Source organism: Burkholderia pseudomultivorans, assembly GCF_001718415.1.
In the GTDB taxonomy this organism is placed as follows: domain Bacteria; phylum Pseudomonadota; class Gammaproteobacteria; order Burkholderiales; family Burkholderiaceae; genus Burkholderia; species Burkholderia pseudomultivorans_A.
This window is the reverse complement of record NZ_CP013378.1, coordinates 534,224-554,858: the sequence shown is the minus strand read 5'-3', so window position 1 is coordinate 554,858 and position 20,635 is coordinate 534,224. Positions and strand designations below refer to the sequence as shown.

At 67.6% G+C, this 20,635-nt stretch carries 20 protein-coding genes; 11 read left to right on the top strand and 9 right to left on the bottom strand.

All coding sequences use genetic code 11. The annotated features are described in order from the left end of the window. Positions 1 to 37 precede the first annotated feature (37 nt). Positions 38 to 1,459, bottom strand: coding sequence for a purine-cytosine permease family protein (locus tag WS57_RS15310; RefSeq protein WP_009690084.1), 1,422 nt, complete (start codon positions 1,457 to 1,459; stop codon positions 38 to 40). A 225-nt stretch (positions 1,460 to 1,684) separates the two neighbouring features. On the opposite strand from WS57_RS15310, the gene WS57_RS15305 reads away from it, so the two are divergent. Then, positions 1,685 to 2,608: a LysR substrate-binding domain-containing protein gene (locus WS57_RS15305; RefSeq protein ID WP_038455705.1), complete on the top strand. Its 924-nt coding sequence runs from the start codon at positions 1,685 to 1,687 to the stop codon at positions 2,606 to 2,608. A 114-nt stretch (positions 2,609 to 2,722) separates the two neighbouring features. Here the strand turns inward: WS57_RS15305 and argE are convergent, their stop codons facing one another. From argE to WS57_RS15285, 4 genes are all read right to left on the bottom strand, one after another. Next, a complete protein-coding gene (gene argE / locus WS57_RS15300) occupies positions 2,723 to 3,886 on the bottom strand; it encodes an acetylornithine deacetylase (protein WP_069244500.1) in 1,164 nt (387 codons plus the stop codon). Continuing rightward, entirely contained in the window at positions 3,879 to 4,556 is a 678-nt protein-coding gene (locus tag WS57_RS15295) for a DUF1028 domain-containing protein (protein ID WP_069244499.1), read from the bottom strand. The genes argE and WS57_RS15295 overlap by 8 nt, the downstream gene beginning before the upstream one ends. An 8-nt stretch (positions 4,557 to 4,564) precedes the next feature. After that, positions 4,565 to 5,002: a RidA family protein gene (locus tag WS57_RS15290; RefSeq protein WP_009693797.1), complete on the bottom strand. Its 438-nt coding sequence runs from the start codon at positions 5,000 to 5,002 to the stop codon at positions 4,565 to 4,567. A gap of 106 nt (positions 5,003 to 5,108) precedes the next feature. After that, a complete protein-coding gene (locus WS57_RS15285) occupies positions 5,109 to 6,449 on the bottom strand; it encodes a flavin-containing monooxygenase (protein ID WP_009693796.1) in 1,341 nt (446 codons plus the stop codon). Between the two features lie 94 nt (positions 6,450 to 6,543). Here WS57_RS15285 and WS57_RS15280 point away from each other — a divergent pair, with 94 nt between their 5' ends. The 4 genes from WS57_RS15280 (at position 6,544) to WS57_RS15270 (ending at position 9,365) form a co-directional block, all read left to right on the top strand. Continuing rightward, positions 6,544 to 7,086, top strand: a complete 543-nt coding sequence (locus WS57_RS15280) for a lysozyme inhibitor LprI family protein (protein ID WP_236871938.1) — start codon at positions 6,544 to 6,546, stop codon at positions 7,084 to 7,086. 347 nt (positions 7,087 to 7,433) lie between these two features. Then, complete coding sequence (locus WS57_RS37625) at positions 7,434 to 7,589, top strand: hypothetical protein (RefSeq protein WP_009693794.1); 156 nt, start codon at positions 7,434 to 7,436, stop codon at positions 7,587 to 7,589. Between the two features lie 203 nt (positions 7,590 to 7,792). Next, positions 7,793 to 8,806: a tryptophan--tRNA ligase gene (gene trpS, locus WS57_RS15275; protein WP_059606140.1), complete on the top strand. Its 1,014-nt coding sequence runs from the start codon at positions 7,793 to 7,795 to the stop codon at positions 8,804 to 8,806. Between the two features lie 118 nt (positions 8,807 to 8,924). Next, complete coding sequence (locus tag WS57_RS15270) at positions 8,925 to 9,365, top strand: nuclear transport factor 2 family protein (protein ID WP_059513469.1); 441 nt, start codon at positions 8,925 to 8,927, stop codon at positions 9,363 to 9,365. Between the two features lie 37 nt (positions 9,366 to 9,402). Here WS57_RS15270 and WS57_RS15265 read toward each other — a convergent pair whose 3' ends face one another. From WS57_RS15265 to WS57_RS15255, 3 genes are all read right to left on the bottom strand, one after another. Next, positions 9,403 to 10,323, bottom strand: coding sequence for a bestrophin family protein (locus WS57_RS15265; protein ID WP_059513471.1), 921 nt, complete (start codon positions 10,321 to 10,323; stop codon positions 9,403 to 9,405). Between the two features lie 159 nt (positions 10,324 to 10,482). After that, positions 10,483 to 11,490 carry a cytochrome d ubiquinol oxidase subunit II gene (gene cydB, locus WS57_RS15260; protein WP_009693790.1) on the bottom strand — a complete coding sequence of 336 codons (1,008 nt, stop codon included), beginning with the start codon at positions 11,488 to 11,490 and terminating at the stop codon, positions 10,483 to 10,485. Positions 11,491 to 11,493: 3 nt separating this feature from the next. After that, positions 11,494 to 12,894 (bottom strand): cytochrome ubiquinol oxidase subunit I, encoded by a 1,401-nt coding sequence (locus WS57_RS15255; protein WP_038455689.1) that lies wholly within the window; start codon positions 12,892 to 12,894, stop codon positions 11,494 to 11,496. 357 nt (positions 12,895 to 13,251) lie between these two features. Between WS57_RS15255 and fdhD the strand changes: the two genes are divergently transcribed. From fdhD to WS57_RS15225, 6 genes are all read left to right on the top strand, one after another. Beyond that, a complete protein-coding gene (gene fdhD, locus WS57_RS15250; RefSeq protein WP_069244498.1) occupies positions 13,252 to 14,124 on the top strand; it encodes a formate dehydrogenase accessory sulfurtransferase FdhD in 873 nt (290 codons plus the stop codon). Then, positions 14,121 to 15,335, top strand: a complete 1,215-nt coding sequence (locus WS57_RS15245; protein ID WP_069244497.1) for a molybdopterin molybdotransferase MoeA — start codon at positions 14,121 to 14,123, stop codon at positions 15,333 to 15,335. The genes fdhD and WS57_RS15245 overlap by 4 nt, the downstream gene beginning before the upstream one ends. Positions 15,336 to 15,558: 223 nt before the next feature. Beyond that, the gene (moaA, locus tag WS57_RS15240; RefSeq protein ID WP_059513477.1) at positions 15,559 to 16,683 is read left to right on the top strand and encodes a GTP 3',8-cyclase MoaA; all 1,125 of its coding nucleotides are present in this window, start codon (positions 15,559 to 15,561) and stop codon (positions 16,681 to 16,683) included. Between the two features lie 45 nt (positions 16,684 to 16,728). Continuing rightward, on the top strand, positions 16,729 to 17,292 hold the full coding sequence (locus WS57_RS15235) for a molybdenum cofactor biosynthesis protein MoaE (protein ID WP_038455681.1): 564 nt from the start codon (positions 16,729 to 16,731) through the stop codon (positions 17,290 to 17,292). A gap of 51 nt (positions 17,293 to 17,343) precedes the next feature. Then, positions 17,344 to 17,601 carry a molybdopterin converting factor subunit 1 gene (gene moaD, locus WS57_RS15230; protein ID WP_059513479.1) on the top strand — a complete coding sequence of 86 codons (258 nt, stop codon included), beginning with the start codon at positions 17,344 to 17,346 and terminating at the stop codon, positions 17,599 to 17,601. 115 nt (positions 17,602 to 17,716) lie between these two features. Then, positions 17,717 to 18,565 (top strand): sulfite exporter TauE/SafE family protein, encoded by an 849-nt coding sequence (locus tag WS57_RS15225; RefSeq protein ID WP_038455677.1) that lies wholly within the window; start codon positions 17,717 to 17,719, stop codon positions 18,563 to 18,565. A gap of 255 nt (positions 18,566 to 18,820) precedes the next feature. Here the strand turns inward: WS57_RS15225 and WS57_RS15220 are convergent, their stop codons facing one another. Beyond that, a complete protein-coding gene (locus tag WS57_RS15220; protein WP_069244496.1) occupies positions 18,821 to 20,245 on the bottom strand; it encodes a PLP-dependent aminotransferase family protein in 1,425 nt (474 codons plus the stop codon). Between the last annotated feature and the right edge of the window lie 390 nt (positions 20,246 to 20,635).

Below are 20,635 nucleotides of genomic sequence, written 5' to 3'. Positions count from 1 at the left end.
GATTCGGATCGCGTCGCGAGCCGCCCGCCTCTGCCGCTCAGCGTGCCGCCGTCGGCGGCAGGTGCGCGCCCGCCTGCCGGCGCCGGTACGCGCTGTCGCGCGTCGCGAGCCAGTAGTACAGCGGCGAGGTCAGCAGCAGCCCGACCAGCCAGGACAGGTCCGCGCCGCCGAGATGCGCGGGAATCGGACCCGCATACATCGGCGTGTTCATGAACGGGATCTGCACCAGGATGCCGATCGCATACGCGATCAGCGCCTGCGGATTGAAGCGGCCGTAGATGCCGCCGTCCACCATGAAGATCGACTTGATGTCGTACTTGCCCTTGTGGATCACGTAGAAGTCGATCAGGTTGATCGCGGTCCAGGGCACCAGCACGACGAGCAGCGCGAGCACCAGATCGACGAGGTGGCCGATGAAGTTCGTCGACGCGCCGATCGCCGCGTAGCAGCACGCGACGAAGATCACGACCGACAGCACCGCGCGCGCCTTCGCGGTCGGAATCCACCGGTACGCGAAGGTCTGCACCGACGTGATCACCGCGAGCACCGCGCCGTACAGGTTCAGCGCGTTGTGGCTGATCACGCTCAGCAGGAACAGCACCAGCATCAGCGGGCCGAGCGGGCCCGTCGCCTGCTTGACCGCATCCATCGTGTCGGCGCCGGCCGGCACCGCGAGCACCGCGACCGCGCCGAACACGAAGGCGAGCGTCGAGCCGATCGTGCAGCCGAGATAGGTCGCCCAGAACGTCGACGCGACGCCGACGTTCTCCGGCAGATAGCGCGAATAGTCCGACACGTACGGCGCGAACGCGATCTGCCACAGCGCCGACAGCGACACCGTCGCGAGCCAGCCCGCGAAATTGAAGCCGCCGCGCGTGAGGAAATCGTCGGTCGCGACGTGCGTGAGGATCATCCAGAAGCCGACGGCGATGCCGATGCCGAGCACCCACGTGCCGATGCGGTTCAGGATGTGGATGAAGCGGTAGCCGACGATGCCGATCAGCCCCGAGCCGACCGCGCCGATCACGATGCCGACCGGCACCGGCACCGACGGCGCGATGCCGTGCACCGACTTGCCGGCCAGCACGATGTTCGACGCGAAGAAGCCGACGTACATCACGGCCGCGATCACGGTGACGAGCAGCGCGCCCCACGAGCCGAACTGCGCGCGGCTCTGGATCATCTGCGGGATGCCCATCTGCGGGCCCTGCGCCGAATGCAGCGCCATCAGCACGCCGCCGACCGCCTGGCCGACGACGATCGCGACGATCCCCCACATCAGGTTCAGGTGAAACAGCTGTACGCCGAGCGCGCCGGTCACGATCGGCAGCGGCGCGATGTTGCCGCCGAACCAGAGCGTGAACAGATCGCGCACCTTGCCGTGCCGGTCCGAGGGCGGCACGTAGCCGATCGTGTGTTTCTCTATCATGGGGGACGCGTTGCGGTCCGCGGTGGTCATGGCGATGTCTCCTGGGGCTGCGCGGCAGATGCCGCCGCGATCGATGTTGGAGACGATGGTGCGCCACGTGCGCCGCGACCGGAAAATACTAAAAATATTTTCGAGTCGTACAAAAAAGCTCTGTAGCAAGGATCGCGGCCGCGATTTTCTTCGGTTATGGTGCTACCCGACAATGGAACGGATACGCGCCCGGGTCGCGCCCCGGGGCGGGCAACAGAGGTGCCTGTGGCTCACTACACTTTGCGGCAACTGAAATATTTCGTGACGACGGTCGAATCGGGCAGCGTCGCCGAGGCGTCGCGTCAGCTGTTCATCGCGCAGCCGTCGATCTCCAGTGCAATCAAGGGTCTGGAGGAAAGCTTCGGCGTGAAGCTGTTCATCCGCCATCACGCACAGGGCGTCTCGCTCACGCCGAGCGGCACGCGCTTCTACAGGAAGGCGCAGGAGCTGCTGCGCATCGCGCACGAGTTCGAGCAGAACGCGCTCGCCGACAACGACGTCGTGACGGGCCAGATCGACATCGGCTGCTTCGAGACGGTCGCGCCGCTCTACCTGCCGCAGCTGATCGCGGGTTTCCGGGAACGCTATCCGGGCGTCAACATCCGCCTGCGCGACGGCGACCAGCAGGAGCTCGTGCAGGGTCTGACGGCGGGCAGCTTCGATCTCGCCTTTCTCTACGATCACGATCTCGACGGCACGATCGAGACCGAGCCGCTGATGCCGCCGCAGCAGCCTTACGTGCTGCTGCCGGAGCAGCACCGGTTCGCCGGTCAGGCGCAGGTGTCGCTGCGCGACCTGAGCGTCGAGCCGATGATCCTGCTCGACGTGCAGCCGAGCCGCACGTACTTCGTCAGCCTGTTCCACGAGCTCGGGCTCACGCCCAATATCGTGTTCGCGTCGCCGTCGATCGAAATGGTGCGCGGGATGGTCGGCCAGGGCTTCGGCTTCTCGCTGCTCGTCACGCGTCCGCATTCCGAATACACGTACGACGGCCGCCGCGTCGTGACGATCGGCATCAGCGAAACCGTCAGCCCGTCGGGGCTCGTCAGCGCGCGGCTCAAGCGCGGCCAGCTGACCAAGCAGGCGCAGTCGTTCGTCGAGTTCTGCCGCGAACGGCTCGCGCAGATCAACGCGGAACTGCCGCGCTGACGCACGCCTCGGCCGCGCAGCGATCGGCGAACCGGTCGCACCTCCCGTGTCGGACAAACGGCAACGCGCACATGCCTGCGACAGGCGTGTGCGTTTCGACGTAGCGCGATCCGCTCAGGCTCCGTCGGCGAGATGCCCGGCAAGGCGCGCGAGCATCGCGTCGCAGCCGTGCAACTGCTCGAGCGTGACGAACTCGTCGGGCTTGTGCCCCTGGTCCATGCTGCCCGGTCCGCACACCACGGTCGGGATGCCGGCCTGCCCGAACAGTCCGCCCTCGGTGCCGAACGCGACGGTGCCGAACGCAGCCGAGCCGGTCAGCATCGCGAGCAGCTGCGCGGCGTCGCTGTCGGCTGCGGTCGCCAGCCCCGGATATGCGCCCAGCGGCTGAAAGCGAATGTCGGTATCCGGCTGCACCGCACGCATGCGCGGCAGCAGTTCGGATTCCGCATAATCCTGCAGCGTCCTCGGCACGTCCCGCGCATCGAAATCCGGCAGCGCACGCACCTCGAAGTCGAACTCGCATTCGGCCGGCACGATGTTCAGCGCGCGGCCGCCCTTGATCAATCCGGTCTGGACGGTCGAGAACGGCGGATCGAAACGGCTGTCGTGCCGGTCCGGCCGCGCGAGCGCCGCACCGATCTCGCCGAGCCGGCCGATCAGCTTCGCCGCATAGTCGATCGCGTTGACGCCGGACGGCGCGTACGCGGAATGGCACGCGGCGCCCTTCACGTGGCAGCGCATCGCGAGCTTGCCCTTGTGGCCGAGCACCGGCTTCAGCGCGGTCGGCTCGCCGATCACGCACAGGCGCGGCCGGTGTTCGCGCGCGGCCAGTTCCGCGAGCATCGGGCGCACGCCGACGCAGCCGACTTCCTCGTCGTACGAAAACACGAGATGCACGGGCTCGCGCAGCGGCCGCGCGACGAATGCCGGCACGGCCGCCAGCGCCGCTGCGATGAAGCCCTTCATGTCGGCCGTGCCGCGCCCGTACAGGCGGCCGTCGCGCTCGGTCAGCCGGAACGGCTCGACCGTCCACGCCTGCCCGTCCACCGGCACCACGTCGGTATGTCCCGACAGTGCGATGCCGCCGCGCTCGCGCGGCCCGATCGTCGCGTACAGGCTCGCCTTCGTACGCTCCGCGTTATAGAACAGTTCGCTCGCGATGCCGAAGCCGTCGAGATAGTCGCGGATGAAGTCGATCATCTCGAGGTTCGAATCGCGGCTGACCGTCGCGAAACCGATCAGCCGCTCGAGCAGCGCGCGGCTCGACAGCTCATTCATCGCCCGGCACTCCGTAGCTCGGTGCGGCCGTCGGGTTCAGCGCGCGCGTCTGGTAGTCCTGCATCTGCGGGCGATAGGCCTGCAACAGCGCATCCAGCTGCCCGATCGGGTCTGCGTCGGCCCAGTCGATCCGCAGGTCGACGATCGGCCAGGTCACGTCGCCGGCCACCTTCAGCGCCGCCGAATGGACCGGCCCCGCCTCGCCGCCCGCCGCGACCGCCGCATGCATCGCGGCCAGCAGGCGATCGGCGAGCAGCCCGGGCGCCTGCTCGAACGCGCGCACCATCGCGTCGATGACGGCCGGCGCGGCCAGCAGGTTGCCGGCCGCCACGCATTGCTCGCCGCGCACCGCATGGTGCGTGCCGAGCGCTTCCTTGCCGGTGAAGCAGGCCGTCTGCCCCTGCCCGTCGATCGCCGTCACCTGCCGGTACTGGCTCCAGCCGTTCGCACTCAACGCGCGGTCGAGCGCCGCCGCGGGCGCGAGCTGCTCGTGTTCGATCAGGTCGAGGATCTGCGGGCCGAGCGCGGGCAGCGTGACGTTCTGCGTCGCGACCGCGCCGACGCCGGCGCGCACCCAGGGGCAGCGCGCGCCCACCGCGATGCTCGACGAACTGATCGCGATGCCGAGCTGGCCGGTTTCCGGGCAGCGCCCGACGATGGAGAAAGTCATGTCGCCTCCTATGCGCGGTTCGGCTGCCAGTTGTCCGGAATCACCGCGATCACGTCGATCTCCATCAGCCACTGCGGCTGGCCGAGCGCCGACACGACGAGCCCCGTCGAGATCGGATAGACGCCCTTCAGCCACTTGCCGACTTCCTGGTACACGGGCTCGCGATAGCGCGGGTCGATCAGGTAGGTCGTCGTCTTGACGATATGCGTGAGGTCGCTGCCGGCTTCCTCGAGCAGCTGCTTGACGTTCTTCATCGCCTGCTCGGCCTGTGCGCGCGGATCGCCGAGCCCGATCAGGTTCCCGTCGAAATCGGTGCCGACCTGGCCGCGCACGTAGACCGTGTTGCCGGCGCGCACGGCCTGGCACAGGTCGTTGTCGAGCGACTGGTTCGGGTAGGTATCCTTCGTGTTGAACATGCGGATACGGGTATGGGTAGGTTCGCTCATCGATATCCTTCGATCGTGTCAGGGTTCACGCCCGCCGCGCCGGACGCGGACGCCGCGCGGCAGGCACATGCCATTCCGGTGCCGGCTGGCGGCAGCGGCGGTTCGGTCAGTTCATTGCGTCGGCGAGCGGATGCGGATCGACGTGGGCGACATCGCCGTGCTGCGCCGAACACGCGCGCACGCGACGCGGCGCCGCGCGGTGATAGTCGAGGTATTTGCGCTGCGTCGCGATGTGATCGGCGATGTGCTTCGCGTCGTGCCAGACGCCCCAGATAAAGCTGGAGCCGCGCCGCGACAGCCACGGCAGCCCGAGGAAGTAGATGCCCGGCTCCTTCGACACGCCGCGCTGATGCTGCGGCTTGCCGTTCTCGGCGAACGCGTCGACCTTCAGCCAGCCGTAGTCGACCGCATAGCCGGTCGCCCAGACGATCGTCGTCACGCCGGCCGCCGCCAGGTCGAGCGCGAGAATCGGATGCGTGACGCATTCGGGGTTCGGCAGGATGCGCCGCGCGTCGGGTTCGTCGGGCAGGTCGAGGCCGTTGCGCAATGCATATGCGTCGGCCGCGTCGAGCAGCGACAGGTAGTTCTCGTCGCCGCGCGCGAGATTGACCGCGAGATCGCGTTCGAACGTCGCCACGCCGCCGTCGAACGATTTCGTCAGCCCGACGAGCGTCACGCCCTGGTTCGCGAGCTGACGGAAATCGACCGTATGGCCGCCGCGCGCGCCGCTCACCGCGATCGTCACGTGCTCGCGGCCGGGCGTCGCGACTTCCTTGTCCCATTCGCCGAGCACGCCGAGCCACCAGCAGAAGTCGCGGCCGCGATACGCGCGCGGCGGGCGGTCATGCGGGCCGACCGACAGATAGACCCGGCGGCCCGCGCGCTGCAGCTCGTCGGCGATCTGCACGCCCGACGAGCCCGCGCCGACCACCAGCACGGCGCCGTCGGGCAACTGGCCCGGGTTGCGATAGTCGGCGGAATGGATCTGCAGCAGGCTGGCGTCGTCCGGTGCGATCGGCGGAATCACGGGGCGCTGGAACGGGCCGGTGGCGACCACCACGCGGGTCGCCTCGATCGTGCCTGCCGAGGTTTCGACGACGAAGCCCGGCTTGCCGGTGTTGCGCACGACGCTCGTCACTTCGACGCCGGTTCGGATCGGCGCGTCGATCTTGCGCGCATAGGCTTCGAAGTAGTCCGCGACCTGATCCTTCGATGCGAATGCGTCGGGGTCGAGGCCGTCGAATTCGAGCCCCGGAAAGCGATCGTGCCAGGCCGGGCCGTTCGCGACGAGCGAATCCCAGCGGCCGGTGCGCCAGCGCTCGGCGATGCGGTCGCGCTCCAGCACGAGATGCGGCACGCCGAGCTTGCCCAGGTGCTCGCTCATGGCCACGCCGGCCTGGCCTGCGCCTACGACGAGCGTATCGATTGAGGTGGTTTCGACTGCCACGGCTGTCTCCTTCTGAAGTGTGGCTCGCCTCGGCGTGCATGCCGTCGCGCGAGCTGGAATGGAGACATTCTGCTGACAGGTCGCCTGGGGCGAAATGATGATTTTTGTGGTTGTTGACGAGAAAAAAGCTGGGGGTGGGGGAGGTGTCGCGGGACCGCCTGTGGTCTCGATGGCGGGAAATGCATGCGGAACGATGCACGCGTCGGCGTATTCCCGGCAGCTTGCCTATAAGATGGGACGTCTTGCGCCAAGCCGCCGACAATCTTTCAAGAGCGCCATGAAAAAAATCGCCTTCTTAGTGTTTCTCATGTTGCCCGCGACTTCATTTGCCGGAACGTGCGCCGACACCGCAAATGGCCATGACGATTTTTCCTGCGTCAGCCGCGAGCTGGAAAATTCGAAAAAAGACCTGAATGCGATTTATCAGAAAATATACTCGTCCACCCAATACAAGCGCGAATTTGAACAGTCGCAGAAAGCGTGGCTCAGCTATAGAGAGAAGCAGTGCAATGGTTACATTGCGGCGGAGGCATCGCAGTCCCAGGGTACAGGCCCCGGCTTGATCACGAAAGACTGCCTCCTCACGATCACCAGACAGCGAGTGGATTATCTGAAAACGCTTCTCGAGAAACGGTGAGTCGCCGTGAAATACCCCGTCCACGGCGGACGGCAGCATGCGGGCCCGCTCGCATGCCGTACTCATCGCCCGAACCCGACAATTCTTGACGGTTCGCAAAGCGCCGAACTGGTAGGATGCGCGTCGCGTCGCATTCCGGACGAATGCGGCACGTCCCTCGGCCGGGCTTCACCCGTCGCGCGCGACGTCTGATCATCCCCTTTTTCCTGCGCCGCGACGCACTGGCCGCCTCGCCGGCCCCGGAACCCGATGCGCGTGCGCGCATCCCAAACCCGCAACACCCTCGGCGTCGGCCCGCCCGACCCGTTGCAGCAACCGTTGGAGCGGCGCATCCCGCGCCGGAAAGCATGAAAAAACTGATGCAGCACTTCCGCATCCTGCGCGACGACCACCGGGCGCCGCTGATGCGCGCGTGCGCGCTGCTGATGATGGCGGCGCTGCTGTACCTGCTATGGCCGTCGGCCGAGATCGCGTGCCTCGCGATGGAATCTGCGCTGCGCTGACGCGCGTCCCGCCGCTGCGCTATACTTGCGCGATGAAAACGAAACCCGCCTCGCCGAATCTGCTTTGCTGGTGGCGCGCCTGACCCAGGCGGCCCGTTTTCCGTTGCATATCCCGAACGTGATGCCGCCAACCATGGCGGCATCGTCGTTTCTGCGCACACGTCATGGCTGGCGGCTCCGATAACCCGAAGCAAACCGACACCATGACCCATCCGACCCGCCCGACCATCCTCACCGGCGACCGCACGACCGGCCCGCTGCACCTCGGCCACTACATCGGCTCGCTGCGCGCCCGCGTGCAGATGCAGCACGAAGCGAAGCAGTTCCTGCTGCTCGCCGATACGCAGGCGCTGACCGACAACATGGGCCGACGCCAGCGCGTCACCGAGAACGTGATCGAGGTCGCGCTCGACTATCTGGCGGTCGGCATCGATCCCGCAATCTCGACGATCGTCGTCCAGTCGCAGGTGCCCGAACTGGCCGAACTGTCGCAATACCTGCTCAATCTCGTCACGGTCGCGCGTCTCGAACGCAATCCGACCATCAAGGAAGAGATCCGCCTGCGCGGCTTCGAACGCGACATCCCGGCCGGCTTCCTGACCTACCCCGTGAGCCAGGCCGCCGACATCACCGCGTTCAAGGCGACCCACGTGCCGGTCGGCGACGATCAATTGCCGATGATCGAGCAGACCAACGAACTCGTGCGCCGCTTCAACGCGACCGTCGAGCGCGACGTGCTGGTCGAATGCGAAGCGGTACTGTCGGCGGTCACGCGGCTGCCCGGCATCGACGGCAAGGCGAAGATGAGCAAGTCGCTCGGCAATGCGATCACGCTCGGCTCGACACCGGACGAGATCACGAAGGCCGTCAAGGACATGTACACCGATCCGAACCACCTGCGCGTGGACGATCCCGGCCAGGTCGAAGGCAATGTCGTGTTCACGTTCCTCGACGCGTTCGAACCGGACGTGCAGAAGGTCGACGAGCTCAAGGCGCACTATCGCCGCGGCGGGCTCGGCGACAGCGTCGTCAAGCGCGTGCTGAACGAGCGGCTGCAGGCGCTGATCGAGCCGATTCGCACGCGCCGCCGCGAGTTCGAGGCGGACAAGGCCGAGGTGATGACGATCCTGCGACGCGGCACGCTGCATGCGCGGGAGGTCGCGGGCGCGACGCTGGCCGACGTGAAGCGCGCGCTCGGGCTCACGTATTTCGATTGATCCTGCGGTACGGACGACGCTGCCGGCCGCGATCAAGCGCTTCTAGTCCGATCCGCCGATGCCGCATCGGCACGCGCCGGCTATCGTGCCCCTACCCGCCACGCACGCCCACGCCATCATGACCGCGCAGGAAATGCTCGACCGCCTCGCCATCCAGGATTTGCTGACGCGCTACTGTCATGCCGTCGACCGCCGGGACTGGCACGAATTCGAGCGGATCTTCGCCGGCGACGCGATGCTCGACTACGCGGCGTTCGGCGGCCCGGTCGGCCGTCGCGCGGACATCGCGGCCTACCTGAAACAGATGACGGCGGCGACGCGGGGCACGCAGCATACGATCTCGACCTCACTGGTGGTCGTCGACGGCGACGCCGCGACCGCGCGCACCGCCGGACAGGTGATGATGGTGTCGGCCGACGCAATGGGCGCCGAGCGCGTCTGCTTCGTCGGCCTGTGGTATCGCGACCTGCTGGTCCGCAGCGAAAGCGGCTGGCGCATCCAGAGCCGCATGCAGGAGCGCAGCTGGATGCAGCACGCGCCGCCGGTCGCGATGACGTAGGTCGTCCGGATTGCTGACGACCTTGTCACGCGCCGCATCAAGTGATCTGGTACGTCGACGCCGGCACGAATTCGTCCGGCAGCTCGCGCTCGCACAGCTCGAGCACCGATCGCTCGACCGTGCGCGTGATCGCGTCGAGCGCCAGCGCGTTCGGCGCGAGCCCGAACGGTTCCGCGACTTCGTTCGCGATCGCCTCGAGCGCGATCAGCGTGTACGAGATGAACACGCAGATCAGCGGCGTGAAGAACTCGGTCGAATCGACGAGGCCGAACGGCAGCAGCACGCAGTAGGCATACACCGTGCGGTGCAGCAACACGCTGTACGAGAACGGAATCGGCGTCGACAGGATCCGCTCGCACCCGCCGACCGTCTTGCCCAGCTCGTCGAGCTGCGCATCGAACATCCAGCAGGTCGCCTCGCTGCCCGGCGCGCGGTCGAGCGCGCGGACGATTTCCCCGCGCAGCTCGTCGAGGATCGCAACCGGCTTGTAGACCTTGCGCGCAAGCGCATCGGCGCGCGCCGCGCCGAGGATCCGCTGCAGGTCCGGCGCGGGATCGGTATGGCGGAGTTCGTGCTTGAGTGCATAGGTGAACGCGATCAGCCAGTCGGCGAGCCGATTGCGTTGCGCGTCGTCGACGCTGTCGGGCAGGTAGCGGCGGATCTGCGACGTCAGCGTGCGCGCCGCGATCAGCAGGTTGCCCCACAGATGCCGCGCCTCCTTGAAGCGTTCGAAGCTCGCGTTGTTGCGAAACGCGAGGAAGATCGCGAGCGCCAGCCCGAACAGCGTGAACGGCGCCGTGTTCAGCGGAATCTTCTCGCCGAAGATGCGACCGTTCGTAAAGACCGCCAGCGTGCTGACGACCGCCATGAACACGAGCTGCGGAATGATCGATTGCAGCACGGAACCGTTCCATACGAACAGCATCCTGAGCCAGTTTTGTCGTGGTCTGACGATCATGGTGTTTTCTCGACTGCCAAAGGAATACGCAAGACGGATCGCGCGCCCGATGCGCAACGGCCCGCACGTGGCGGGCCGCTTTCGGGCAGGTGCCGGGCCGGGCGGGCGCTGCGCGTGATGATACGCTCGCGCCAGGCGCGCCTCGCCCCGGCGCGCCGGTCAGTGATAGCCGATGTCGCCCTCGCGCACCTTGCCGCGGAACACGCGGTACTGCATCGCGTTGTACACGAGGATGATCGGCAGCACGATCACCGTGCCGACCAGCGCGAACAGCTGGCTCGAATGGCTCGACGAGGCGGCCCAGATCGTCAGCGACGGCGGCACGATGTTCGGCCAGATGCTGATCACGAGCCCCGTGTAGCCGAGGAACACGATCGCGAGCGTCAGCAGGAACGGCGTCGCTTCGTGGCGGCGCTTCACCGTGTGGAAGATGCCCCATACGCACGCGACCACGAGCACCGGCACCGGCAGGAACCAGCCGAGGTTGCCGCTGCCGAACCAGCGGTGCGCGACCGCCGGCAGGCCGATCACGGTCCACAGGCTGACGACGGCCATCACGCCGAGCAGCACGCCGGTCAACGGCTTCATCAGCAAGCGCATCTTGCGCTGCAGTTCGCCGTCGACCTTCAGGATCAGCCAGCCGCAGCCCAGCGTCGCATACGTGACGAGCACGCCGATCCCGCAGAACAGGCTGAACGGCGACAGCCAGTCGAACGGGCCGCCCGCGAACTGGTCGTTCTCGATCCGGATGCCCTGCAGCAGCGAACCGAGCACGATCCCCTGGCAGAACGCCGCGAGCGCCGAGCCGCCGATGAACGCGAGATCCCACATGTGCTGCGTGCGGTTCGCCTTCGCGCGCAGTTCGAACGCCGCGCCGCGGAAGATCAGCCCGACCACCATCAGGATCAGCGGCAGGTAGTTCGCGGGCAGCAGCGTCGAATACACGACCGGGAACGCGCCGTACAGGCCCGCGCCGCCGAGCACGAGGAAGGTCTCGTTGCCGTCCCATACCGGCGCGACGGTGTCGAGCATCACCTGTCGCTCGGCTTTCGCGTCGAAAAACGGAAACAGCAGCCCGATGCCGAGATCGAAGCCGTCCAGCATCACGTAGAGGAACACGCCGAGACCGATGATCGCGGCCCACACGACAGGAAGATCGATGTGCATGGCTTACTCCGCTTCGGTGACGTTCAGCGGCGTGGACAGCGCGCTCTTGCGCAGCCCCGGATGCCGGTGCAGTTCGATATACCCGGCCTGCGCGGCCGGCCCGTGCCTCATCAGCTTCAACATGTAGTAGACGCCTGTTCCGAAAACGAGGAAATACACGACCACGAACACCAGCAGCGACACGCCGACCTGCTGCGCACTGAGCGGCGCGACCGAATCGATGGTGCGCAGCACGCCGTACACGGTCCACGGCTGCCGCCCGACCTCGGTCGTGATCCAGCCGGCCAGCAGCGCGACGATCCCCGACGGGCCCATGCACAGCACGAACCACTGGAACCAGCGCGTTTCATAGAGCCGCCCGCCCTTTCTGAGCAGCAGCCCGAGCAGCGCGGTCAGCAGCATCAGCATCCCGAGGCCCGCCATGATGCGGAAGGTCCAGAAGATCACCGGCGAATACGGGCGGTCCTGTGGCGGGAATTCCTTCAGCCCGCGGATCTCGCCGTCCCAGCTGTGCGTGAGGATCAGGCTGCCGAGATGCGGCACCTGGATCGCATAGCGCGTCGTTTCCGCCTGCATGTCGGGCAGGCCGACCAGGTTCAGCGCGGTGCCACCCTTCTCGGTTTCCCACAGCCCCTCGATCGCAGCGATCTTCGCGGGCTGGTATTCGCGCGTGTTCAGGCCGTGCGCGTCGCCGACGACGATCTGGACCGGCGCAAGCAGCAGCAGGATCCACAGCGCCATCGAGAAGCTGCGCTTCACCGGCTCGTCGCGGCGCCCCTTCAGCAGGTGCCACGCACCGCATGCGGCGACGATGAAGCCCGCGACGATGAACGCCGCGATCGTCATGTGCGCGAGACGAAACGGGAACGACGGGTTGAACACGACCTTGAACCAGTCCACCGGCACGACGAGGCCGTTCTCGATCCGGTAGCCCTGCGGCGTCTGCATGAAGCTGTTCGACGCGAGGATCCAGAACGTCGAGATCAGCGTGCCGACCGCGACCATCAGCGTCGCGAAGAAATGCGCGCGCGGGCTCACGCGCTGCCAGCCGAACAGCATCACGCCGAGAAAGCCCGCTTCGAGGAAGAACGCGGTCAGCACCTCGTAGGTGAGCAGCGGCCCCGTGATGTTGCCCGCGATGCGCGAGAAGCCCGACCAGTTCGTGCCGAACTCGTAGGCCATCACGACGCCGGACACCACCCCCATGCCGAAGCCGATCGCGAAGATCTTCGACCAGAACTGGAACATGGATTTGTAGGCGGCGTCGCCGGTGACGAGGTAGCGCCATTCCAGCACCGCCAGGAAGCTCGCCATGCCGATGCTGATCGCGGGGAACACGATGTGGAACGACACCGTGAACGCGAATTGCAGGCGTGCGAGATGGAACGCATCGAAGATTTCCATGACCGTAATGTGCTCGAGGTTGTGAGGACGTCCGCCCGAAACAGGAAATCGCGCGACGGCTTGACGACGAGGCGGGCGAGCACAAGCGGATCGCGACGCACGGCATCGAAGCGTGAACGACGATAGCGCGTTTTGAACAATACTCGCAATCACGCATCCGTGTGCTGAAACTGTGCTCGCCGCGGCGCCGGACAGGTGTACACGGAAACGCCGTTGCGCCCGCACACGGCCGTCAGCTGTACTGCTTTTCGCATCGCGGCGCTGTGTACGCGACACGCGGTCAAACGACCGTAACATTCGTGCCGAACCCTGCGCGGCGCCGCTTCGCAGGAACCGTACCCGCCTGGAGGAATCCGCATGGAACCCTGCGTCCGCGCCGACGCGCCGACCGGCAGCGTCGCCTGTCATGTGACGCGTCATCGCGCCGGCGACGCGCGGGACGACGTCGATCGCGTCGTCGACGAATGCCCGGTCGCGCTCGTCTTCAACGGCATCGCGCACACGGTGATGATGGCGACGCCGCTCGATCTCGACGCGTTCGGCATCGGCTTCGCGCTCAGCGAAGGCATCGTCGAGCGCGCCTCGGAAGTTTTCGACATTGAAAGCCAATACAGGGGCGACAGCGCCGAAGTCCGGCTGACCGTGTCGCAGCGCGCGTTCATGGCGCTGAAGGCGCATCGCCGCGCGCTGGCCGGCCGCACCGGCTGCGGCGTATGCGGGATCGAGCAGATCGCGCAGCTCGACCTGCATCCCGCGCGCATCGCGGCCGCCGGCTCGGCCGCCGCGATCGACGTCGACGCCGTCGCGCGCGCCGCGCGCACGCTGCCGTCCCGGCAGACGCTGATGCGCGACACGGGCGGCATCCACGCGGCCGCATGGTGCGATCGCGACGGCAACGTGCTCGACGTGTTCGAGGACGTCGGCCGTCATAACGCGCTCGACAAGCTGATCGGCGAGCGAGCGCGCCGCCGCGCCGACCTGCACGCGGGCTTCGCGTTCCTGTCGAGCCGCGCCAGCTATGAACTCGTGCGCAAGGCCGCGCGCGTCGGCATCCCGATGCTCGCGGCGATCTCCGCGCCGACCTCGCTCGCGATCGACGTCGCGCGCGAAGCCGGCGTCCGGCTGCTCGGCTTCTGCCGCAACGACGGCTGCGTCGAATACGTGTCGCCGTCCGCCGCGCGGCCCGATCGATCCGCGCCCGCCCACGCGCAATCCGCCCTCTCGTCATGAAACCGCTGCTCGACTTCGATACCGCCCAGCAGCATTTCGCCGGTGCATTTGCGCCGCTCGAAACCGCCACGTCCGTGCCGCTCGCGCAGGCGGCGGACCGCGTGCTGGCCGCGCCGCTGTTCGCCGTGCTCGACCAGCCGCCGGCCGACCAGAGCGCGATGGACGGCTATGCGGTGCGTCACGCGGAACTCGCCGGCGGCGCGCCGCTGCGCGTCGCGCAACGCTGCTATGCGGGCGATGCGCCGGCGCCGCTGGCGCCCCGCAGCGCCGCGCGGATCTTCACGGGCAGCCTGATCCCGCCCGGCGCGGACACCGTCGTGATGCAGGAGCAGGCACGCGAACGGGACGGCTTCGTGAGCTTCGACGCGCCGCAGCGCAGCGGTTCGCACCTGCGCCGTCGCGGCGAGGAGGTGCGGGCCGGCGACCCGCTGGTGGCGGCCGGCACACGCCTCGGCGCGATGCACGTCGGCGTCGCGGCCGCGCAGGGTTTCGCGCATCTCGACGTCCGCGCGGCACTGCGCGTCGGCATCCTGACGACCGGCGACGAACTCGTCGCCTGCGGCGCGCCGCGCGCGGCACAGCAGATCTACAACAGCAACGCGCCGATGCTGGCCGCGCTGGTATCGGGCATCGGCGCCAGCGTCGCGTGCAGCATGCACGCCGCCGACACCGCGCCCGCCGTCGATCGCGCGCTGCGCGAGCTGCACGCATGCTGCGACCTGATCGTCTGCGTCGGCGGCGCGTCGGTCGGCGACCGGGACCTGCTGCGCCCCGCGCTCAGCGCGCTCGGCGCGTCGTTCGTCGTGTCGGGCGTGCGCATGAAGCCGGGCAAGCCCGTTGCGCTCGCGCGCCTCGACTCGCGCCCTGTCGTACTGCTGCCGGGCAATCCGGGCGCCGCGATGACCGCGTTCGCGCTGTTCGTCGCGCCGCTGATCCGTTGCCTGCAGGGGCGCGCCGAGCGCCTGCCGCTCGCATTGTCGCTGCCGCTCGATCTCGACGTCGAAGCGGATGCGCAGCGCGACCGCTTCCTCCGCGTGCACGCCCCGCGCGGCCCGGATGGCATGCCCGTGCTCGATGCGCTGCGCCAGCAGGGCGCCGGCACGCTCGGCTCGCTGGTACAGGCGAGCGGCCTCGCGCGGCTCCCGGCCGGGCAGCACATCACGCGCGGCGATGCGGTGTCGTACTACGACTTCGCACACTGGCTCGCATGATCGGAACGTACGCCACGCGCCCGCTTCGGCACCATGCGTCGCGCCATCCGCACCCGCCGCGCCGTGCGTGCCGAAACGGCAACTGTATTCCTGCATTTCGGGTGCGATTGTGCCCCTGCCGGGAAAAGCCGGCGGACTATGCTCCCGATGAGACTCGCCGCGATCCGTGCGCCGGCACGTCCGTTCGCACGCGATCGCACCGCGAGGCCCTTCCATCCACCTCATGCAGGCCGACGAACCGATCGTGAACGTCATCGCTCCCGCCGCGCCGGCCGATACCGCATCGCCCGGCCTTCCGTCTCCACGCGCGGCCCGCCGCACGCTCGACACGCTCGATCGCCCGTTGCGCGACCTGCGGCTGTCGGTGATCGATCAATGCAATTTCCGCTGCGGCTACTGCATGCCGCGCGCGAGCTTCGGTGCGGACTATGCGTTCATGCCGTCGTCCGCGCGGCTGTCGTTCGCGCAACTCGAAAAGATCGCACGCGCCTTCACGTCGCTCGGCGTCGAAAAGATCCGCATCACCGGTGGCGAGCCGCTGCTGCGCCGCCATCTGGAAAGACTGATCGAACGCCTCGCAACGCTGACGACCGTCGATGGCCGGCCCGTCGAGATCGCGTTGACGACCAACGGCTCGCTGCTCGCCGACAAGGCGCGCACGCTGCGCGATGCCGGGCTGTCGCGCGTGACGGTGAGCCTCGACGCGCTCGACGATGCCGTGTTCCGCCGCATGAGCGATGCCGACGTATCCGTGTCGCGCGTGCTGGCCGGCATCGAAGCCGCGCAGGCGGCCGGGCTCGCGCCGGTGAAGGTCAACGCGGTCATCGAGCGCGGCGCGAACGACGACCAGATCCTGCCGCTGGTGCGCCATTTCCGCGATACCGGCGTGGCCGTGCGCTTCATCGAGTACATGGACGTCGGCGGCGCGCACCTGTGGTCGCGCGACAAGGTCGTGCCGGCCGCGCGGATGCGCGAACTGATCGAAGCGTCGTATCCGCTCGTCACCGTCGGCGAGCCGGGACACGACGCGACCGCGATCCGCTGCCGCCATCTCGACGGCGCGGGCGAGGTCGGCTTCATCGCCAGCGTGTCGCACCCGTTCTGCGGCACCTGCTCGCGCGCCCGCGTGTCGGCCGACGGCACGCTGTATACCTGCCTGTTCGCGACGCAGGGCACCGACCTGCGCCCGTGGCTCGACGACGCGGCGCCGCTCGACGCGCTCGCCGCCGCAGTGCGCGAGCGCTGGACGCGGCGCGACGACCGTTCGTCGGAACGGCGCGCCGCCCGCCCGGCCCGCGGGTCGGGCCGCGTCTATCCGACCGTGCGCATGTCGCTCGTCGGCGGCTGACGCGCCGCCGCGCGACGCCGCACGAACCGCCACTGGAGAACCACCATGACGACATTCACCGAAACCCGCACCGAACCGCCGGACGATCCGCTGCACGCCGGCCATCCTCCCGAAGCGGTCGATCCGCATTCCGAACCGCCGCCGTCGATCTCGGCCGGCTTCGAAGTCCGCGTGCAGCACGCGCCGATCGACGCCGGCGCGGAGCTTGCGCCGATCGTTCGCAATCCGAAGGTCGGCGCGGTCGTGAATTTCCTCGGGGTCGTGCGCAACGAAGGCGACATCGACGACGTCGTCGCGCTCGAAGTCGAACACTATCCGACGATGACCGAGCAGGCGCTGTGGAGCATCGTCGAGGAAGCCAGCGCGCGCTGGCAGCTCGAAGCGGCGCGGATCGTGCATCGCGTGGGCCGCATTCCGCTCGGCCAGCCGGTCGTGCTGGTCGTGGTCGCCGCCGCGCATCGCGCGGCCGCGTTCGACGCCTGCGAATTCCTGATGGATTTTCTGAAGACCCACGCGCCGTTCTGGAAGAAGGAGATCCGGCATGACGGCGAATCCGGCTGGGTCGAAGCGAAGGCGCACGACGACCTCGCGATGCGGCGCTGGGGTTGAAGGTCGCGCCATTCCCTTTCCGGCTCCGCCGATTCCGCTGACGACACCGCAATGAAACTGACGATCAAATACTTTGCAAGCATTCGCGAACACCTGCATGTCGACGAGGAAGTCGTCGAGATCGACGCGCGCGAACTCACCGTCGACGCGCTGCGCGGCACGCTCGCCGCGCGCGACGCCCGCAGCGCCGAAGCGCTGCGCGTGGACCGCCCGGTGCGGGCGGCCGTCAACCTCGAAATGGTGACGGGCGACTTCGTCGTGCACGACGGCAGCGAGGTCGCGTTCTTTCCGCCGGTGACCGGCGGGTAAGGCAGATACGGCGGGCAGAGCGGACAGAGCGGGCGGCGGCCGCCCCGCCAGTCGACAGCCCGTGCCGGATCGTCGACAATCGCTGCCTGCCCGCTACGTCCCGCCCTGCCACGCCATGATTCACTTCAATCCCGCCGACGGTGTCCTGGTCTCCAGCCTGCAAGGGCTCGCGCCGCTCGAACTGACCGGCATCGTCGTCGCGCTGCTGCTGGGCGGCATGGTCAAGGGCATCACCGGCATCGGCGTGCCGCTGGTCGCGATGCCGATCCTCAGCCAGTTCCTGCCGATCCAGTACGCGGTGCTGCTGCTGTCGATGCCGATCATCCTCGGCAACATCCCGCAGGCGCTCGAAGGCGGCGAGATGCTGGCGACGCTCCGGCAGATCGCCGCGCCGATCGCGGGCACGGTCGTCGGCAACGTCGTCGGTGTGGCGATCCTGCTGTCGCTGAATCCGCATCACGCGCAGGCCGCCTCCGGCGCGCTGCTGATCCTCGCCGCGACGCTGATGCTGGCCGCACCGAAGCTGAACCTGCCGCCCGCGTGGCGCAAGCCGGTCGGCTTCGCGCTCGGATTCGGCGCGGCGCTGATGGAGAGCATCGCATCGGTGCCCGGCCCGCTGCTCGCCACCTACCTGATCTCGTCCGGCGCGACCGGGCGCGTCTTCACCAAGCAGATCGCGATCATCCTGGTCGTGTCGATCGTCACGCTGATCACGACGTTCAGCAGCGCCGCGCACGCGAGCGGCGCCGACCTCGCGATCTCGGCGGCGGCCAGCCTGCCCGCGATCGTCGGCATGTGGCTGATCCGCCCGCTGCGCGACCGGATGTCGCCGATGCTGTTCCGGCGCGTGGTGCTGCTGTTCGTGCTGATCGCGGCCGCGCAGATGATCTGGAAATCGGGCGTGTTCCGGCATGCCGGCGCGCCCGGTGCGCAGCCGGGCAGCGGCCACGTCGTGCGCCCGTGAGCGGCGGCGCGCATGCGTTCTGAAAGCTGCAGCACGTAGTATGCGTGGGCCGAACGCCACGCTTCGATCGTCGAGGCGCGGCCAACCTTCGGCAGGGACTCGACATGGAAACCTACGTATTGCTGGGCTGCGGCTTTGGCCTCGGCTTGTTGATCGCCATCTGGGGGATCTGGTCGCTCAGGTAGGCCGGCGCACGCAGGCGAACCGCGCGACCGCCGTCTCCCCGAACGACGCTCCCGCGTCGCCCGGACTCGTTCAGCGCATGCACGCCGTCGCCAGCTTGCCCACCGTGATCACGGCCTGTTCGATCTCGGGCGACCACGGGCTGCTGTAGTTCAGCCGGATGAAGTTGCGGTAGTTGTCCGTGATCGAGAACATGTAGCCGGGCCCGATCGTGATCCCCTGCTCCAGCGCGAGCTGATACAGGCGCATCGCGTCGACCTGCGCCGGCAGCTCGATCCACAGCACGTAGCCGCCCGCCGGACTCGAGATCCGCGTGCCCTCCGGAAAGAAACGCGACACCATCGCCCGCATCAGGTTCGCCTGCTGCGCATAGGCCTTGCGCAGGCGGCGTAGGTGATGCTCGTAGCCGTCCCGTTCGAGAAACTCCGCGATCGCCAGCTGCGGCAGCGAAGGCGTCGCCAGCGTATTCAGAAACTTCAGTTTCTCGACCTGGTCGCGATAGCGGCCCGGCAGCGCCCAGCCGATCCGGTACGCGGCCGTCAGGCTCTTCGAGAACGACGAGCAATGCAGCACGATCCCGCTGCGGTCGTAGGATTTCAGCGTGCTCGGGTGCGCATCGCCGAAATACAGTTCGTTGTACACGCCGTTCTCGATCAGCGGCAGATCGGCCTGCGTCGCGAACGCCACCAGCTCGCGCTTGCGCGCGTCGGGCATTTGAAAGCCGAGCGGGTTCTGGAAGTTCGGCATCACCATGCACGCGGCGATCGGCTGCGACTTCGCGATCGCCGCCAGCGCGGCGATATCGATGCCGTACTCGGGATGCGTCGCGACCTCGATCGCCTTCATCCCCATCCGCTCGATCGCGTGCAGCATCGCGTAGAACGTCGGCGATTCGACTGCGATCGTGTCGCCGGGCTTCGCGACCGCCTGCAGGCACAGATTGATCGCCTCGGTCGCGCCGACCGTCACGATGATCTCGTTCGGATCGACCGACATGCCGTTTTCCAGATAGCGGCGCGCGATCTGCCGGATCAGCCGCGGATGGCCGGGCGGCAGGCCGTCGGTCACGCCCCACAGCGACTTGTCGCGGCCCGCCGCATACGCATACCGATTCAGCTTCTCGAACGGGAACAGGTTCGGGTCCGGATACGGCGAACCGAGCGGCACCGCGTCGTCCGTGCCGATCGAGCGCAGCGTCGACAGCACGAGCCGGCTCACGTCCACCGACGACGAGATCGCGATCGGTTTCGACGGTCGCAGCTCGCGCACCGGCGCATGGCCGTCGTCGCGCCGCAGGTTCACGAAATAGCCCGATTGCGGACGGCTTTCGAGCAGGCCGCGGCTTTCGAGCAGCAGATACGCATGCAGCACGGTCGTGATGCTGATCCGGTGCTGCTGGCTCGCCTGCCGCACCGACGGAATCCGGTCGCCGTGCCGGTACACGCCCTGGCGAATCAGCCGCTCGATGTCGTCCGCGAGCTTTTCGTAGAGCTTCATCGCGCGCTCCGCGCCGGCGTGCGCGCCGCGATGCGGTGCGCGTCCGACACGCGCGTGTTCGGCCCGCTCGACGGGCCGTCGTGGTGCGGGGTCCTGCTGTCCGGTTTTGCCTTTTCCATCGCGCTGACTCTCTATATAGGATGCGCCGGCCGGTCCGGAACGACAGGGATCGGCGGCACTGTGTACTAGATGATGGAATCTTAAGAGCAGAACAGTTGGAGCCGGGTACACACATCGCCCGCGCGGACAAGAGTACAGTTTCGCGTGATCTGCGCGATGCATGGGAACTGTACGTCTTATGAATCAGGAAACCGCCACAAAAACTATTCGATCGAACAGTTTTTTGTGCCATTGACCGTAGCGTCGATAAAAACTCGTCGATCGCACAGT